Origin of the sequence: Pseudomonas sp. CFBP 13719, from assembly GCF_014842095.1 — a bacterium.
Taxonomy (GTDB): Bacteria; Pseudomonadota; Gammaproteobacteria; order Pseudomonadales; family Pseudomonadaceae; genus Aquipseudomonas.
The window spans coordinates 681,154-697,644 of record NZ_JACYVB010000003.1 but is presented as its reverse complement, the minus strand read 5'-3'; the positions used below and the strand labels follow the sequence as shown (position 1 = coordinate 697,644).

Genomic DNA, 16,491 nt, shown 5'->3' with positions numbered 1-16,491 from the left:
CACTGCGCACCCCCCAAGAGGCCGAACCTAGAGCCTGTGCATGGGTCTGCATTGAGGACTATCGACGCCTGCACACTCGAGGAATTCTTGCATGACGCTTACGCCGGTTACCGCTCTCGCCCCATTGCACGCTCGTGGGCCACGCCCATGAAGGATTGCCCGACCCATTCCCTGGCCTTCGACCATTTCGACCTCGACGACGAACAGCGCCGCGAAGCGCTGTTCACCCTGGCCAACGGGGTTATCTCGTGGCGCGCGTGTTCGCCCGAGGCCTGCGCCGTGCCACGGCCCGACGGGCATTACCCCGGCCTGTACCGGGCGGGCTGGTACGACGATGCCGCACGCCAGGTCAACGGCACCACCACCCATACCGCAGCGTTGGTCAACTTGCCCGACCCTTTCGGGTTGACGCTGTCGCTCAATCACCAGCCGTGGTTCGAGCTTGGCCCGGACACCCTGCAGTCCTATCACCAGCATGTCGACATGCAGCGCGGTGTTCTGACCCGTCGGCTGTCGTTGCTGTTGGCCGACGTTCCGGTGGAACTCGTCGAGACCCGTTTCGTCAGCCTCGCCAATGCACAATTGGCAGTGCTGCGCTGGGAGCTGCATGCCGACAAGCCGCTGACCGGCCTGCGCGTGCGGACGACGCTGGACAACAGCCGCGGCAACTACCTGATCGAGCGCGACCGCGACTACGAAGGGCGCCGTTTGCACAGCCATCGCTGGGAACACCTGGCAGATGGTCGGGCAGGGGTGGTGGCGACCCTTGAAGACGCTTCGCGCAAAGTAGCGGTGGCCGTGCAGACCGTAGCGCCGTGCCAGTGGCAGGGTCAGGTGGTGGATGATCGCCTGGTGCAGGAGGGTACGGTGGAGTGGCCCGAGCGCGGCCCGCTGGTACTGGAAAAGCGTGTCATCGTTCAAGTCGACGACGAGTTTCACGGACTGTCGAGCAGCATGGCGGCACTGCCCGACACCAGCCATGCCCAGTTGCTGGCGGCCCATGAGCAGGCCTGGCAGGACACGTGGGCATATGGGCGCATCCGCGTTGCCGATCCGGCCGTCGATCACCCCCTGCAGTTCGCTGGCTGGCATATCCAGCAAACGGTCTCTGCACTGAGCACAGGCCATGACCTGGGGTTTCCGGCGCGCGGTTGGCAGGAGGGCTACTTCGGCCAGGTGTTCTGGGACGAGCTGTTCGCCTTTCCGTTGTTCGCCACCCACCGTCCCGAGCTGGCCAGCTCGTTGCTCGACTATCGCCATGCGCGTCTGCCAGCAGCACGGCGCCGAGCCGCTCGGCTAGGCTGTTCCGGCGCAATGTTTCCGTGGCGCAGCGCCCACGACGGCGAGGAACAGACCCCGCCGTTCCAGTACTACCCGATTTCCGGCAACTGGGTGCCCGACCCGACGCACCTGCAGCGACACATCGGCTCGGCCGTGGCCTACGACGCCTGGACGCTGTACCTGGCCACTGGCGACGAACAGCAACTGGCCGGAAAGATCGGCGACCTGATCATCGAGGTCGCGCGTTACTGGGCCAGCGTGGCGCGCTTCGACGAGTCCCGGCAGCGCTACGTCATCGAAGGCGTGATCGGCCCCGACGAATACCACAACGCCTACCCCCATGCCGAGCAACCGGGCCTGGACAACAACGCGTACACCAACCTGATGGCGGTGTGGACGCTGTGCCGTGCACTGGACGTCCTGCAGCGACTGCCGACGGCGCTGCGCGAAGACCTCGTCGAACGCCTGGCGCTGCGTCCCGACGAGGCATCGCACTGGGAGCATGTCAGCCGCAACATGTTCTTGCCATTCACCGCCGACGGTGTGCTCGATCAGTTCGAGGGCTTCGAACGATTGCAGCCCGCGCCGGATGAGTGGAAAAGCGAGGACAACCCACGCCTGGACTGGATGCTCGAAGCCCGCGGTGATCATTGCGACCACTATCAGGTCAGCAAGCAGGCCGACACCCTCATGCTGTTCTACCTGTTGTCCAATGAACAGCTACACGCCCTGTTCGCTCGCTTGCGCTACCCGTTCGACGACGACATCGCACGGCGCACCATGGACTATCACCTGGGCCACGTCTTCCACGAATCGAGCCTGTCGAAAACCGTCTGCGCCGGTGCGCTGGCTCATACCGACAGTGATGCCTCGTGGATGTACTACCAGCACTGCCTGCGCACCGACCTGGACGCCAAGCCCGACAGCGGCGTGCGCGAAGGGGTCCACCTGGCAGCCATGTCCGGCGCCCTTGACGTCATGCAACGACATTACCTGGGCGTGTTTCCAGCCGTTGAAGGGCTGCGGGTGTTCCCGGCACCACCGCCGGGTCTGGGCGATGTCAGCCTGGCGATGCAGTTTCATGGGCAGTGGGTAGACGTGACGCGCGTCGATGAAGTGATCACCGTGCACCTGCGTGCGCTGTCGACTCAGCCCATCACCTTGATCCACGCGCTGGGCACGGAACAACTCGAGCCGGGTTCGTCGGTCAACGTCAGCGGCTGAGTTCAGCAGGCGGCGAGGAGGGCGTCAGGACGCTTGGTCAATATGCGCAATCAGGTCGGAGCCTTGATTGCGCACATTGCCGACGGCCTTGCTCACCGTATGCCATCGGAAATCGGCCACTGGCCGTCCCTCATGCTGGGCGATCTCGATGCTGCGCTCGGCACTCAGGTCGGCCTCCAGCCATTCCCGCGCCTGCTCCGGCGCCAGCACCACGGGGCGGCGGTCGTGGATATCGACCATGCCTTCGTTGCTGGCGTCGGTAATGATCACGAAGCCATCGCCTTCACCGGGTTCCAGCCCAGGTGTGACCTGCGCCAGGGCGGCGAAGAACATCGGCGTGTCATCCGCGAGATGAATGAACCACGGCTGCTTCTTCTTCGGATCGTCGGCATCCTTGACCCATTCGTACCAGCCGTTCGCAGGTATCAGTACGCGCCCATTGGGCCACAGTTGCTTGAAGAACTTTCCAGTCGCGACCGTTTCGACCCGGGCGTTGATCGGGGCAGGGCGCTTGCCATGGGCCCAAAAAGGCGCCCAGCCCCATTTCACCGAATCGATCAGCAGGCCTTGCTCAGTGCCCTGCAACACCATGGCCCGCTGCGTCGGCGCAATGTTGTAGCGCGCCTGCGGCTGTGGATCGACGTAGCTGATGACCTGCTGACGCGGGGCCAACTCGCGCAGATAGACCTCCATCGCTTCGTACATCGAGTAGCGACCACACATGGTGTTCTCCGTCAGATTGTCGCGGTCTTTGGTTGACCTCAAGGTTCTTACAAAGTTAACTGTATATTCGTACAGTATCAATACCAGGCAATCCCATGATCACCATTCTTGGCCCGCTCGCCCAGAGCAGCACCGCGCATCCGCTGTATTCGTTCAAGGTCCCGGCCGGTTTTCCCTCGCCTGCGGCCGACCACATGGAACAGCGCATCTCGCTGGACGAGCTGCTGGAAATCCGCGCACCGCACATCTACCTGGTACGCATTCAGGGCGACAGCATGCAGGGCGCCGGGATTTTCTGCGGCGATCTGGTGATCGTGGATCGCTCGATCGAGGCCGAGCATGGCCATGTCGTCATCGCGGCGGTGAACAGCGAACCGGTGTGCAAGCGCCTGCACAAGCGCGGTCGCGAGGTGATTCTCAAGTCGGCCAATCGCGATTACCCGCCGCGCTACATCATGGAAGGCGACGAGTTGCTGATCTGGGGCGTGGTCACCTTCAGCGTACGTGCCCATGAAAAGGAATGAGCCGGTCTTCGCCCTGATCGACTGCAACAGCTTCTACGCCAGCTGCGAGCGGGTGTTTCGCCCGGACCTGGCGAAGACGCCGATCGTGGTCCTGTCCAACAACGATGGCTGCGTGATCGCCCGGTCTGCCGAAGCCAAGGCGCTGGTGAAAATGGCGTCGCCGTATTTCCAGATCAAGGACCTGCTGCGCCAGCATGGCATCGTGGCGTTTTCCTCCAACTATGCGCTGTACGGCGACATCAGCGAACGGGTGATGTGCATCATCGAGTCCATGGTGCCGGCCCTTGAGGTCTACAGCATCGACGAAGCGTTCGCCGACCTCACCGGCATGCACCAGGATCTGGACGCCCTTGGCCGCGACATTCGTGAACAGGTCTACCGGCGCACTGGCATCCCCGTAGGCGTGGGGATTGCCGGCACCAAGACCCTGGCCAAGCTGGCCAACCACGCTGCGAAGAAATGGCATAAACAGCTGGGCGGCGTGCTCGACCTGCGCGAGGCCGGTCGCCGCGATCGCCTGTTGAAGGTCACCCCGGTGAGCGATGTGTGGGGCATCGGGCGCAAGATGAGCGCGCACCTGCAGGGCATGAACATCGCCACCGCCTGGGACCTGAGCTGCGCCGACCCTGCGCTGTTGCGCAGCCGGTTCAGCGTGGTGATCGAAAAGACCGCTCGTGAACTGGGCGGCACGCCCTGCCTGGCGCTCGAAGACCCCGATCCGCCCAAGCAGGAAATCTGCTGCAGCCGGATGTTCGGCAAGCGCCTGACCGAGATCGCCCCGATCCGCGAGGCGGTGGCCAGCTACGTGATGCGCGCTTCGGAAAAACTGCGGGCGCAGCATTCGTTGTGTCGGCAGCTGCGCGTGAGCGTGCGCACCGGCATGCTCAATCCGCTGGAAGCCAAGTACGCCAACGGCGTGGTGGTGCAGCTGCCGTACCCCACCGACGATGTACGCCTGTTGACCAAGGCGGCGGTGCAGGGGCTGGAATTCATCTTTCGCAGCGGCTTCACCTACAGCAAGGCGGAAATCCTCCTGCTGGGCCTGTGCCAGCGCGGCGAGTTCACCGACGACCTGTTCGCCAGCGCGCAACCGGCCGCCGCCGAGCGGCTGATGCAGGTCCTCGACCAGGTCAACGGTCGTTGGGGCAGGGGGACTTTGCGCCCGGCGGCGGTGCCGACCAACCCGGACTGGGGCATGCGTCGGGAGATGATGAGCCAGAGCTATACGACGCAGCTCGAGCAGCTGTGGACGGTCAGGGGGTGATCTTCCCATCGTGCCGGTAGCCAGGCGCTGCAGAAGACGCGGCACCCGGCGCTTCGTTCCTACACGCGCTGAACGCTGACACCAAGCCGTGCCGCAAGCCTTGCCAGATTGGCTCGGTCCAGACCGAGGCTCTTGGCGGCAGCGGTGATATTGCCTTGATGCTGGATCAGTGCGTTTTCCAGAAGCTCTTTCTTGTAGTCATCCACGGCGGCCTTGTAGTCGACAGGCACGGACCGAATTGGATCGGGTGAACCAGAGGGCTCTGCTTTCACTGTTGTCACCGCAACCGGCAGGTCGAAGTCGTCTGCTATCAGAACGAGCATGTCTTTACGGGCTGAACCTGAAACCCGCTTTTTTGCCTTCAATACGGCCCTGGCGATCTGGTGTTCCAGCTCGCGAACATTGCCCGGCCACGTGTATTGCCCAAGCGCCTGTTTGGCCTGGACGGCGAACCGCACCGGAGGCAGTGCCATGCGGTACCGATTTTCCTCGGCGAACGCGCCTGCCAGAAGAAGGATGTCCTCCTTGCGCTCTCGCAGTGGCGGTACGCGCAACGGGTACACGGTCAGACGATGATAGAGGTCGGCGCGAAATCGACCTGTCCGAACTTCTTCGGCCAAGTCGCGGTTGCTCGCGGCCAGCAAACGAATATCCACCACGTGTGAGCGGTCGGAGCCCACGCGCTGCACATCACCGCCTTGCAGCACCCGCAGCAGCTTGGCCTGCACCGACAGCGGCAGCTCGCCGATTTCATCGAGGAACAGCGTGCCCCCACTGGCCATTTCGAATTTGCCGAGGCGGTTCTCGACGGCGCCTGAAAACGCGCCTTTGACGTGACCGAACAGTTCGCTTTCGACAAGGTGTTCCGGCAAGGCGGCGCAGTTGACGCTGATCATCGGCTTGTCGGCACGGTGAGAGTGGCTGTGGAGCCGACGCGCCACCAGTTCTTTGCCAACGCCCGTTTCACCGGTAATGAGTACCGTCAGCTCGCTGGGCGCCACCAGGTCGATTTCCCCCAGCAACTGTTTGAATGCCTCGCTGGTCCCGATCATCCGTTGAGGTCCGCCCTGGTGGGCCAGTCGGTAGGCATCGGCCCGCTTGCGTTCGCCCTCGAGGGTGCGCATCAGCTCGTCGAAATGCCCGGCTGCCACCACCGTGGCGGCAGCCAGGCGAGCGAACGTTTCCACCGTCTGCAGATCGTCCTCGGAAAATTGACCCACCTTCAACGCGTCCAGGGTCAGAACACCCCAGATTTTTTCGTTGATGCGCAGGGCGCAGCCCATGCAGTCGTGCACAGGCAATGCGCTGGCGCCGATCAGGCCGTCATAGGGGTCCGGATAAGGACAGTCGGGTGCAAACAGTATCGCTCCGGGTGCCTCGACGATCGCTTTCAAACGCGGATGGCTGTCCACCGGGTACCGTCGCGCCATGGCATCCACCGCCAGCCCATGGGCGGCTTCGGGTATCAGCACGTGATCTTCAAGGCGCAGGATGGCGACGGCATCGGTGGGTACCAATTCACGCAGTGCATCGAGCACACGCTGGTAACGGTGTTCTGCGCTGATCTGCGCGGTGAGGTCGCTCAGCAGTGGCAGAAGCGCTTGAAGAGCCCGTGATGACTGAGTCGAAATGACCTTGCCTTTCATATTCGAGTCTTTTTAACCGAGTCGGAAAGACTCTTTAAAATAGATGAAGGACTGATTTTATTGGGTTTTTTGTGTGGCATGGCGGTTGCTATGAAGATATCACCCATCTGCATCTGGAGTTTACATGCTCACTCAATCTCAGCGCGACATCATCAAAGCGACCATCCCCCTTCTGGAAACGGGGGGTGAGGCACTGGTTACGCATTTCTATAACATCATGCTGGATGGCCATCCAGAGGTCAGACCGTTGTTCAACCAGGCGCATCAGGCAAACGGCTCGCAGCCTCGGGCGCTGGCCAACGGCGTGCTGATGTATGCCCGCAATATCGACCGCCTGGAAAACCTGGGACCGCTGGCAAGCCAGATCGTCAACAAGCATGTCGCCCTGCAAATCCTTCCGGAGCACTACCCGATCGTGGGTGCCTGCCTGTTGCGCGCGATTCGTGAAGTGCTGGGTGAAGAAATCGCCACCGATGAAGTGATAGCCGCGTGGGCGGCAGCCTATCAGCAGTTGGCCGACATTTTGATCAGTGCTGAAGAACAGGTGTACGAAAGCGTCGCCGCCGCACCCGGTGGTTGGCGCGGTGGGCGCATGTTCCGGGTCGCCTGCAAAGTGCCTGAAAGCAGCGAGATCACATCCTTCTACCTGGAGCCGGTCGATGGCAAACCGGTCATCGCTCACAAGCCGGGGCAATACATCAGCTTGCGCCTGAACATCGATGGGGCCGAGCACCGTCGCAGTTACTCACTGTCGGCGCCATCCTCGGGGGTGGGGCTGCGCATCAGTGTGAAGCGCGAGCCCACTGGTGTGGTATCCAATTATCTGCACGACCAGGTCGTCGCCGGATCGGCGCTCGAGATGTTTCCACCTTCCGGCAACTTCACGCTGGCAGACGGTACCAAGCCATTGGTGCTGATCAGTGGCGGGGTGGGTATCACGCCGACGATCCCTATGGGTGAAACTGCGCTGCAGGCAGGTGATCGTCCTGTGGTATTCATCCACTATGCGAAAAATGCCCAGGCTCAAGCGTTCAGAGACCAGCTCCGTGAGTGGCAGCAACGCTTCCCGCAGTTCAGGGCGTACATCGTTTACAACGAGGCTAGTGCCGATTCAGCAGCACAACCTGACGCCGTCGGCATGCCTTCGATAGAGCAGCTGCAGCAATGGCTGCCCGCTGACCGAAACGTGGAAGCCTATTTTCTGGGCCCCAAGCCGTTCATGGCGTTCATTAAGCGAAGCCTGCATGAAATGGGCGTACCGGACGGCCAGGCGCATTATGAGTTTTTCGGACCTGCAGAAGCGTTGGTCTAGCACCGGTCAGGTCGGATCGCTAACCGGCACGACCAATCGAGAGGAGGGATGAGAAATGCCGAAACCCGACATGCTGTCCGAATGGGGAATCACGCATCCGATCGTTCAAGCGCCCATGGTAGGTGTCTCGACGCCGCAATTGGCAGCGGCTGTTTCCAACGCTGGGGCATTGGGCTCCATCGGTCTGGGGGCCAGTACGCCAGAGCAGGGGCGTGAGTTGATCCGGCAGACCAGGGCGCTCACCCAGGGGCCCTTCAACGTCAACATGTTCTGCCATCGCCCGGCTGCGTTCGACCGCGCCAGAAACGATGCGTGGCTGCAGTATCTTTCAAGTTTCTTTCCAGAGTTCGACGCTGTACCTCCGCCGGTCTTGAGAGAAATCTACAAAAGCTTCGTCGATGATCGAGCCATGCTCGAGATGCTCGTCGAAGAGAAACCGTCTGTCGTCAGCTTTCATTTCGGCGCGCCGCCAGTGCAGTGGATCGACGAGCTCAAGTCGGCGGGTATCTACATCATCGGTTGCGCAACGACGTTGTCCGAAGCACAGCAACTGGAGCGCGCCGGCGTTCAGGCCATCATTGCCCAAGGGTACGAAGCCGGCGGGCACCGTGGGGTGTTCGATGATGGGTTCGGTCAAGACCAGCAGATGGGCCTGTTCGCGCTGTTGCGCATCATCAGTGAAACCGTGGATCTGCCTGTCATCGCCGCAGGAGGGATCATGGATGGTGCCGGGATAAATGCCGCGATGATGCTCGGCGCTAGTGCCTGTCAGTTGGGAACGGCGTTCATCCTGTGTCCGGAGTCGTGTGCAACCCAGGAGCACCGGCAGGCGCTGAAAGGCGCGAAGGCGAGTCAGACACGGGTTACCAGCTATGTATCGGGCCGACCGGCCCGCGGGATTCCGAATCGTCTGTACCTGGAGTCCGGAACCGACAGCGTTCCCCTGCCAGCCGAGTATCCGTTGGCCTACGATGTTGCCAAAGCCCTGCATGCAGCGGCCAGCGCCAAGGGATGCCACGATTTTGCAGCCCAGTGGGCGGGCCAGGGCGCACCGCTGGCCAGGGAGCTGCCTGCGCAAAGGCTTGTCCAGGTTCTTGTCGAAGAAATGCAGGCGGCCTCTCGCTTCAGTCATTCATGAAAAAACCGGGCAAGTGCCCGGTTCTTTCACTGACGCTTCAAGCTTATCGAAACGCCGGCACTACTTCATTGATGAACAGTTCCAGCGACTTTTTCTTCTCTGCATGGGGCAGGCTGTTGTCGCACCAGAAGCTGAACTCGTCGACGCCCAGTTCCTGGTAGTACTTGATGCGCGCGATGATCTGTTCGGGCGTACCGATCATGGTGTTCTTGCGGATGTTCTCCAGTTCGAACTCGGGGCGCTCGGCGAACTTGGATTCCGGGCTGGGCTCGAGGAAGCCGTTGACCGGAGTGGTCTTGTTGCCGAACCAGGCGTCGAAGGTACGGTAGAAGCGCGAGATCGCCGTGGCGCCAACCTTCCAGCCGTCAGGGTCGTCACTGGCGTGAACGTGGGTGTGACGCAGCACCATCAGTTGCGGGCGCGGTACGTCCGGGTTGTTCGCCAACGCCGCTTCGAACTTGTTCTTGAGATCGACCACTTCCTCGTCGCCTTTCATCAACGGCGTGACCATGACGTTGCAGCCGTTGGCGACGGCGAAGTTGTGCGAGTCGGGGTCGCGCGCGGCGATCCACATCGGCGGCGTCTTGATCGGCTTCGGCACGCTGGTGGAGGTGGGAAACTTCCAGATCTCGCCATCATGGGCGTAGTCGCCTTCCCACAGTTTGCGCACCACCGGTACCATTTCGCGCAGGGCATTGCCGCCGCTGCTGGCCGGCATGCCACCGGCCATGCGGTCGAATTCGACTTGGTAGGCGCCGCGAGCCAGGCCGACTTCCATGCGCCCGTTGCTGATCACATCCAGCAGTGCGCATTCGCCAGCGACCCGCAGCGGGTGCCAGAACGGCGCGATGATGGTGCCTGCGCCCAGGTGGATGGTGGTGGTCTTGCCGGCCAGGTAGGCCAGCAACGGCATGGGGCTCGGGGAGATGGTGTACTCCATGGCGTGGTGCTCGCCGATCCACACCGTGCCGAACCCGCCTTTTTCGGCCATCAGGGTCAGTTCGGTCAGGTCTTCGAACAGTTGCCGGTGGCTGGTCTTGTCATCCCAGCGCTCCATGTGCACGAACAGCGAAAATCTCATCTTGCCTACCTCGGATCTGTTGGCGGTGATTCGTCCCGGCTGGGGGCTTGCCGCAGCCCGGGCATGGGAATGTCAGGCGAAAGCGGGAAGGGCGCCCATCTTGCCGCGGCAGTAGACCAACGGGCTTTGCGGGGCGCTGGGTACCAGCAGGTTTTTCACCGCGCCAACCATGATTGCGTGGTCACCGCCCTCGTATTCGCGCCACAGCTCGCACTCGATGACCGCAATGGCATTCTTGAGTACCGGATTACCCAGAGCGCTCATGCTCCACTCGATCCCATCGGCCTTGTTCTTGCCTTTGCTGGCGAAGGCATAGGCTTCAGCCTGCTGGTCGCTGGAAAGCAGATGGATGGCGAAGCGCTTGCTGCGAATCAGGTGGGGGTAGGAGTCGGCTTTGTAGTTGGGGCAGAACAGCACGAGGGCCGGATCGATCGACAGCGAGCTGAAGGCACTGGCGGTCATGCCGACCAGTTGGCCCTCGTCGTCCAGTGTGGTGATCACGGTTACGCCAGAGGGAAACGAGCCCATGACTTGTTTGTAGATTTCGGCATCGATCATCAAAGGCACCTCTCGTTTATTCGAATATTTGTTGGTCTGATGGTATACCAAAGAAATGTTTGTGCAACCCTGAATTTCAGTCCCGAGATACACAACTGGCAACGGCTTGGGGGTGGCGAGGCTGAGCGATCCACTTGCCTTTTCTTGGTATACCGTAATATGGTCTGTCTATCAGAAGCGGGTCGTTGCATCGATCCGGATTCCTACAAGAACAACAACAGACTCGAGTGAAAGACTATGTCCGAGCGTTCATCGCAAGACCCATTGATCGAGAGCTACACCGTCGAGCAGGTCCCCGCCACCGAGCGCCATGGGCGGGCGCGGGATCTGTTCACGCTGTGGTTCAGTACCAACATCGCGCCGCTGCCGATCGTGACCGGCGCCATGGTGGTACAGGTGTTCAACCTCAACCTTGCCTGGGGGCTGCTGGCCATCGTGCTCGGGCACTGCCTGGGTGGGCTGGTCATCGCCTTGTCCTCGGCCCAGGGGCCGCGACTGGGCATACCGCAGATGGTCCAGAGCCGCGGACAGTTCGGCCGCTTCGGTGCGTTGCTGATCGTGTTTTTCGCCGCCTTGATCTATGTCGGTTTCTTCATTTCCAACATCGTGCTGGCGGGCAAGTCGATCCACGCGATGGTCGAGCCGATCTCGTTGCCCGTGGGCAGTGTGATCGGCGCCTTGGCCGCCACCGCCATCGGCGTGCTGGGCTACCGGTTCATTCACACCTTGAACAAGATCGGTACCTGGGTGATGGGCGGCGCACTGCTCGCCGGATTCGCCTTCGTGTTCAGTCAGCCGTTACCAGTCGACTTCCTTACCCGCGGCGGTTTCACCCTGGCGGGGTTCATCGCCACGGTGTCGCTGGGGGTGATCTGGCAGGTCAGCTTCTCGCCCTACGTATCGGATTACTCGCGCTATCTGCCGACCGATATCGGCATCGCCAAACCATTCTGGGCCACCTATGCCGGGGCCACGTTGGGGACCATCCTGTCGTTCAGTTTCGGCGCGGTGGTGGTGCTTGCAACGCCGCCGGGCACCGAAGCGATGACTGCCGTGGCGCAGGCCACCGGGGCGCTGGGCCCGTTGTTGATGCTGTTGTTCCTGCTCAACATCATCAGCCACAACGCCCTGAACCTGTACGGTGCGGTACTGGCCATCGTCACCGCCGTGCAGACCTTCGTGGCCCATTGGACGCCCAGCGTGAAAGTACGCATCGTGCTGTCGGCGCTGGTGTTGAGTGGCTGCTGTCTGGTGGCGGTGGGCGCCTCGGGTGACTTCATCCAGGACTTCATCGGCTTGATCCTGGCACTGCTGCTGGTGTTGGTCCCCTGGGCCTCCATCAACCTGATCGACTTCTACCTGATCAAATACGGCAACTACGACATCGAGTCGATCTTCGCCGCCGACGGCGGGCAGTACGGCCGTTTCAACTGGCACGCGATCATCGCCTACGCCTGTGGCATTGCCGTGCAGTTGCCGTTCGCCAACACGGCCTTGTATGTCGGCCCCTATGCCCACCTGGTCGAAGGTGCCGACCTCTCCTGGCTGGTCGGCATCGTGGTCACCTGCCCACTGTTCTACTGCCTGGCCACGCGCAAGCAACAGCGCGCAGAACGTGTTCGCGCCGGGTACGCCAAGTAGTTCGAACCGACAGAAACAGCACCTGCAAAAAGGCCCCGATCACTCGGGGCCTTTTGCGTTGCGCAGAGGGGTGGCTACGGCGGCGACTCAGTGCGCGCCAGCCGCCTTGTTGAGGTCAGCGTCTTCCCACTGGGTGTACACGCAGGCATCCGCCGCCGCCCAGCGCACCTGGACCCGCTCACCGGCCTGCAAGGGCATGCCGGCTGCAGACAAGGCCTTGACCGTCATCGGCGTGTCACCCTGGGTCACGACGCTGCAGGTCTGGCTCTCGCCGAGAAACAGCGTCTCGGTGACCGTGGCGGCGATCTGGTTCCAGCCCGGCAGCAGCGGTTGCTCTGCAGCGTGCGCGGCGCTCAATGCCTGGGCTTTCTCGGGACGTACCATCAGCAGGACCTGCTGGCCGGCATTGGCGCCGGGTGTCAGGCGCATGCCCAGGCTGGCGCCTTCGAAGCTGCCGGTACCATTGCTGGTGGTGGTCAGCTTGATGAAGTTGGAGTTGCCCAGAAACGAGGCTACGAAGGCATTGGGCGGGTTCTGGTAGAGGTCGTAGCCGCTGCCCAGTCCGACGATCTTGCCGTGGCTGAAAATGGCGATGCGCTGTGACAGGCGCATGGCCTCTTCCTGGTCGTGGGTCACGTAGACGATGGTGATGCCCAGGCGCCGGTGCAGCTGGCGCAGCTCATCCTGCAGGTCTTCGCGCAGCTTCTTGTCCAGCGCGCCCAAGGGCTCGTCCATGAGCAGAATGCGCGGCTCGTAGACCAGCGCGCGAGCGATGGCAACGCGCTGCTGCTGGCCACCGGACAGCTGCGACGGGCGACGGTGTGCGAAGGCCTCGAGCTGCACCAGCTTGAGCATTGCATCGACCTTGCGATCACGCTCGGCGCGGCCCAGTTTGCGGATGTCCAGGGGGAAGGCAATGTTGTCGCGCACCGACAGGTGCGGAAACAGCGAATAGCGCTGGAACACCATGCCGATACCCCGCTTGTGCGGCGGCACGTTGACCAGCGACTGGCCGCTGACCAGGATCTCGCCGGAACTGGGTGTCTCGAAGCCTGCCAGCATCGACAGGGTGGTGCTCTTGCCCGAGCCACTGGAGCCGAGGAAGGTCAGGAACTCGCCGTTCTTGATGTCCAGGTCGATATTGTCGACCGCAGCGAAATCGCCGTAATGACGGTTCAGGCCGCGAAGGCTGACCAAGGTGTCGCCGGCCTGCACGGCCTGTTGTTTGATCACAGCACTCATGTCCAGCTCCTAGGCGTTGACGGGGTTACGGCGACGAATGATTTCGGCAGCCACCATGACCAGCACCGACAGGGCGATCAGCAGCGTCGAGGCGACGGCGATCACCGGCGTCAGGTCCTGGCGCAGGGTGGTCCACATTTTCACGGGAAGGGTCTGCAGGGTGGGGCTGGCCATCATCACGCTGAGGACCACTTCATCCCACGAAACCAGGAACGCGAACAGGCCGCCGGCGACCATGCCCGGACGAATGGCCGGGAACGTCACCTTGAAGATTGCCTGCAGGCGCGACGCACCACAGATCACCGCAGCGTCCTCGATGGACTGGTCGAACAGCTTCAGCGAGTTGATGATCGAAATGATGGTGAAGGGCAGGGCGACGATCACGTGGCTGACCACGAACGAGAACACCGTGCCGGTGTAGCCCAGCTTGAGGAACAGCGCATACACGGCCACCGCGATGATCACCACCGGCACGATCATCGGCAGGGTGAACAAGGCATACAGCAACTCGCGGCCCGGAAACTTGCCGCGCACCAGCGCGAAGGCAGTCGGCAGGCCCAGCAGTACCGCGAACAACGTTGTCAGCGCAGCGACTTTCAAGCTCGACCAGGCCGCCGCCATCCACTCCGGGTTGGCGAAGAACTGCAGGTACCACTTGGTGGTCCAGCCCGGTGGCGGAAACACCAGCCACTGGGACGAGCCGAACGACAGCAGCACGATGAAGACGATCGGCAACAGCAGGAACAGGCCGATCGACCCCGTGGTGAGGTACAGGCCCACGCGCAGGCGTCGACTCATGGCATTGGGGGTAAGAAGCATGATGACTTACCTCGAATTGCTGGAGCCGACCGGGGATTCCGGTTGCAGCTTCAGATAGAAATAGAACAGCACCAGGGTGATCAGCACCAACAGTGCGGCGGCAGCGCTCGCCAGACCCCAGTTGAGGAAGGATTGCACCTGTTGCACGATGAACTCGGGCAGCATCATGTTCTGCGCGCCACCCAACAGCGCCGGAGTGACGTAATAGCCCAGCGACATGACGAACACCATCAAAGCACCGGAGAACAGTCCCGAGCGGCACAGCGGCAGGAATACCCGGAAGAAGTTGGTCCACGGACTGGCGCCGCAGATGGCACCGGCCTGCAGCACCATCGGGTCGATGGCCTGCATGGTGGCCTGCAGCGGCAGAACGATGAACGGAATCATGATGTAGCTCATGCCGATCACCACCCCGGTCAGGTTGTGCACCATCTCCAATGGCTGGTCGATGATGCCCAGGGCCATGAGCAACTTGTTGACCACCCCCGACGCCTGCAGCAGCACCAGCCAGGAGTAGGTGCGCGCCAGCAGGCTGGTCCACATCGACAGCAGCACGATACTGAAGATCCAGCGGCCCCAGCCCCGTGGCACCAAGGTGATCACCCACGCCAGCGGAAAGCCCAGCAACACGCTGAACAGGGTCACCAGCCCGGCCACCGAAAAGGTGTTGAACAACACCCGCGCATAGGCCGAGTTGGCGAACAGTTCGCGGTAGTTGTCCAGCCCCGGTGTCGGCTCCAGCACGCCGCGCAGCAGCAGGCCAATGAGCGGGGCGAAGAAGAACAGGCCGAGGAACACCAACGCCGGGATCAGGTTGCTCGACCCGCGCCAGCGCTGGATCAAGCTCGGGCGCGGCTGGGCGGCGCGCAGCGCACCAGGGCCGCCGGCGGCGCCCCCGGTGCTGCCGAGGGCGGAAGGCGAGGACAGCTTCACTTGACCAGCCATTCGTTCCACCGTGTCGCGATAGAGGGGCCATTCTTGGCCCAGTAGGCGAAGTCCAGAGTGATCTGGTCGTCAACGTGCGCGGTCGACAGGTTGGGCGCCAGAACCGAGTCCAGGCGCTGCACGCTTTCAGTGTTGACCGGGGCGTAGGCCGTCAGATTGGAGAAATCGGCCTGGCCCTTGGCACCGGTGGCGTTGGCCACGAAGCGCATGGCTGCCTCCTTGTTTTTCGAGCCCTTGGGCACGACCAGGAAATCGGCCATCGCCAGGTTCTGCTTCCAGCTCACGCCCACCGGAGCACCGTCCTGTTGCAGGGCGTAGACCCGACCGTTCCAGAACTGACCCATGGTGACTTCGCCCGAGGCCAGCAGCTGCTGGGACTGGGCGCCGCCGCCCCACCAGACGATGTCCTTCTTGATCGAATCGAGCTTCTTGAAAGCGCGGTCCAGGTCCAGTGGATAGAGCTTGTCGGCGGCGACGCCGTCGGCCAGCAGGGCGATCTCCAACACGCCTGGGCTGGGCCACTTGTACAGTGCGCGTTTGCCGGGATAGGCCTTGGTGTCGAACAGTGCAGTCCAATCCTGAGGTTTGCCGGCGCCGACCTTGCCTTCGTTGAAGCCCAGCACGAAGGAGAAGTAGAACGAGCCCACGCCGTAGTCGGAGACGAAGCGCGGGTCCAGCTTGGTGCGGTCGATGACCTTGAAGTCCATGGGTTCAAGCAGGCCTTCGCTGGCCGCACGCAAGGCGAAATCGGCTTCCACGTCGACCACGTCCCACTGCACGTTGCCGCTCTCGACCATGGCCTTGAGCTTGCCGTAGTCGGTGGGTCCATCCATGACCACCGCGGTGCCGCTGCTCTTGCTGAACGGATCGGCCCACGACGACTTCTGCGCGTCCTGGGTGGTGCCGCCCCAGCTAACGAAGCTCAGCGTCTCGGCTGCCACGGCAGTGCCTGCCGTGAACGCCAGCGTCGCTGCGGCCAACACCGCTATCGCACGTTTTTTGAATACCATCTTGTACGCCCTCATTTGTCATTGTTTGAGCGGGCTGTTTCCACACCCGCGTATCGGGAGCAGTCAGGTCGTGGCGACCTGGA

14 protein-coding genes are annotated in these 16,491 nt (G+C 62.2%); 6 read left to right on the top strand and 8 right to left on the bottom strand.

Going from position 1 to position 16,491, the window contains the following annotated elements:
* The first annotated feature begins 87 nt into the window (after positions 1 to 87).
* Complete coding sequence (locus IFT57_RS13440; protein ID WP_244657308.1) at positions 88 to 2,505, top strand: glycoside hydrolase family 65 protein; 2,418 nt, start codon at positions 88 to 90, stop codon at positions 2,503 to 2,505.
* Between the two features lie 24 nt (positions 2,506 to 2,529).
* Here the strand turns inward: IFT57_RS13440 and IFT57_RS13435 are convergent, their stop codons facing one another.
* A complete protein-coding gene (locus IFT57_RS13435) occupies positions 2,530 to 3,228 on the bottom strand; it encodes an SOS response-associated peptidase family protein (protein ID WP_192151702.1) in 699 nt (232 codons plus the stop codon).
* A gap of 95 nt (positions 3,229 to 3,323) precedes the next feature.
* Between IFT57_RS13435 and IFT57_RS13430 the strand changes: the two genes are divergently transcribed.
* Together IFT57_RS13430 and umuC are read left to right on the top strand one after the other, a co-directional pair.
* Positions 3,324 to 3,752, top strand: coding sequence for a LexA family protein (locus IFT57_RS13430; protein WP_192151701.1), 429 nt, complete (start codon positions 3,324 to 3,326; stop codon positions 3,750 to 3,752).
* Complete coding sequence (gene umuC / locus IFT57_RS13425; RefSeq protein WP_122715595.1) at positions 3,739 to 5,016, top strand: translesion error-prone DNA polymerase V subunit UmuC; 1,278 nt, start codon at positions 3,739 to 3,741, stop codon at positions 5,014 to 5,016. The genes IFT57_RS13430 and umuC overlap by 14 nt, the downstream gene beginning before the upstream one ends.
* Positions 5,017 to 5,075: 59 nt before the next feature.
* Here umuC and norR read toward each other — a convergent pair whose 3' ends face one another.
* Positions 5,076 to 6,662 (bottom strand): nitric oxide reductase transcriptional regulator NorR, encoded by a 1,587-nt coding sequence (gene norR / locus IFT57_RS13420; RefSeq protein WP_192151700.1) that lies wholly within the window; start codon positions 6,660 to 6,662, stop codon positions 5,076 to 5,078.
* 124 nt (positions 6,663 to 6,786) lie between these two features.
* Here norR and hmpA point away from each other — a divergent pair, with 124 nt between their 5' ends.
* Both hmpA and IFT57_RS13410 read left to right on the top strand, forming a co-directional pair.
* On the top strand, positions 6,787 to 7,974 hold the full coding sequence (gene hmpA / locus IFT57_RS13415; protein WP_192151699.1) for an NO-inducible flavohemoprotein: 1,188 nt from the start codon (positions 6,787 to 6,789) through the stop codon (positions 7,972 to 7,974).
* A 55-nt stretch (positions 7,975 to 8,029) separates the two neighbouring features.
* Complete coding sequence (locus IFT57_RS13410) at positions 8,030 to 9,112, top strand: NAD(P)H-dependent flavin oxidoreductase (RefSeq protein ID WP_192151698.1); 1,083 nt, start codon at positions 8,030 to 8,032, stop codon at positions 9,110 to 9,112.
* 43 nt (positions 9,113 to 9,155) lie between these two features.
* On the opposite strand, the gene IFT57_RS13405 is transcribed toward IFT57_RS13410, so the two are convergent.
* Together IFT57_RS13405 and IFT57_RS13400 are read right to left on the bottom strand one after the other, a co-directional pair.
* Complete coding sequence (locus IFT57_RS13405; protein WP_192151697.1) at positions 9,156 to 10,193, bottom strand: LLM class flavin-dependent oxidoreductase; 1,038 nt, start codon at positions 10,191 to 10,193, stop codon at positions 9,156 to 9,158.
* Between the two features lie 72 nt (positions 10,194 to 10,265).
* Positions 10,266 to 10,751 carry a flavin reductase family protein gene (locus IFT57_RS13400; RefSeq protein WP_122477673.1) on the bottom strand — a complete coding sequence of 162 codons (486 nt, stop codon included), beginning with the start codon at positions 10,749 to 10,751 and terminating at the stop codon, positions 10,266 to 10,268.
* Positions 10,752 to 10,988: 237 nt separating this feature from the next.
* Between IFT57_RS13400 and IFT57_RS13395 the strand changes: the two genes are divergently transcribed.
* Positions 10,989 to 12,392 carry a purine-cytosine permease family protein gene (locus tag IFT57_RS13395; protein ID WP_122797060.1) on the top strand — a complete coding sequence of 468 codons (1,404 nt, stop codon included), beginning with the start codon at positions 10,989 to 10,991 and terminating at the stop codon, positions 12,390 to 12,392.
* Between the two features lie 87 nt (positions 12,393 to 12,479).
* Here IFT57_RS13395 and IFT57_RS13390 read toward each other — a convergent pair whose 3' ends face one another.
* From IFT57_RS13390 to IFT57_RS13375, 4 genes are read right to left on the bottom strand one after another with little or no spacing between them, the layout of a single operon-like run.
* On the bottom strand, positions 12,480 to 13,634 hold the full coding sequence (locus tag IFT57_RS13390) for an ABC transporter ATP-binding protein (protein ID WP_192151696.1): 1,155 nt from the start codon (positions 13,632 to 13,634) through the stop codon (positions 12,480 to 12,482).
* Positions 13,635 to 13,643: 9 nt separating this feature from the next.
* A complete protein-coding gene (locus tag IFT57_RS13385) occupies positions 13,644 to 14,453 on the bottom strand; it encodes an ABC transporter permease (protein ID WP_192151695.1) in 810 nt (269 codons plus the stop codon).
* Positions 14,454 to 14,459: 6 nt separating this feature from the next.
* Entirely contained in the window at positions 14,460 to 15,398 is a 939-nt protein-coding gene (locus tag IFT57_RS13380) for an ABC transporter permease (protein ID WP_122477681.1), read from the bottom strand.
* Positions 15,383 to 16,408, bottom strand: coding sequence for an ABC transporter substrate-binding protein (locus IFT57_RS13375; RefSeq protein ID WP_192059732.1), 1,026 nt, complete (start codon positions 16,406 to 16,408; stop codon positions 15,383 to 15,385). The genes IFT57_RS13380 and IFT57_RS13375 overlap by 16 nt, the downstream gene beginning before the upstream one ends.
* Positions 16,409 to 16,491 lie beyond the last annotated feature (83 nt).

Excerpts from the sequence above, each read along its gene's own strand:
- IFT57_RS13435 (WP_192151702.1), bottom strand. The coding sequence starts at position 3,228 with ATGTGTGGTCGCTACTCGATGTACGAAGCGATGGAGGTCTATCTGCGC.
- IFT57_RS13430 (WP_192151701.1), top strand. The coding sequence starts at position 3,324 with ATGATCACCATTCTTGGCCCGCTCGCCCAGAGCAGCACCGCGCATCCG.
- umuC (WP_122715595.1), top strand. The coding sequence starts at position 3,739 with ATGAAAAGGAATGAGCCGGTCTTCGCCCTGATCGACTGCAACAGCTTC.
- norR (WP_192151700.1), bottom strand. The coding sequence starts at position 6,662 with ATGAAAGGCAAGGTCATTTCGACTCAGTCATCACGGGCTCTTCAAGCG.
- hmpA (WP_192151699.1), top strand. The coding sequence starts at position 6,787 with ATGCTCACTCAATCTCAGCGCGACATCATCAAAGCGACCATCCCCCTT.
- IFT57_RS13410 (WP_192151698.1), top strand. The coding sequence starts at position 8,030 with ATGCCGAAACCCGACATGCTGTCCGAATGGGGAATCACGCATCCGATC.
- IFT57_RS13405 (WP_192151697.1), bottom strand. The coding sequence starts at position 10,193 with ATGAGATTTTCGCTGTTCGTGCACATGGAGCGCTGGGATGACAAGACC.
- IFT57_RS13400 (WP_122477673.1), bottom strand. The coding sequence starts at position 10,751 with ATGATCGATGCCGAAATCTACAAACAAGTCATGGGCTCGTTTCCCTCT.
- IFT57_RS13395 (WP_122797060.1), top strand. The coding sequence starts at position 10,989 with ATGTCCGAGCGTTCATCGCAAGACCCATTGATCGAGAGCTACACCGTC.
- IFT57_RS13390 (WP_192151696.1), bottom strand. The coding sequence starts at position 13,634 with ATGAGTGCTGTGATCAAACAACAGGCCGTGCAGGCCGGCGACACCTTG.
- IFT57_RS13385 (WP_192151695.1), bottom strand. The coding sequence starts at position 14,453 with ATGCTTCTTACCCCCAATGCCATGAGTCGACGCCTGCGCGTGGGCCTG.
- IFT57_RS13380 (WP_122477681.1), bottom strand. The coding sequence starts at position 15,398 with ATGGCTGGTCAAGTGAAGCTGTCCTCGCCTTCCGCCCTCGGCAGCACC.
- IFT57_RS13375 (WP_192059732.1), bottom strand. The coding sequence starts at position 16,408 with ATGGTATTCAAAAAACGTGCGATAGCGGTGTTGGCCGCAGCGACGCTG.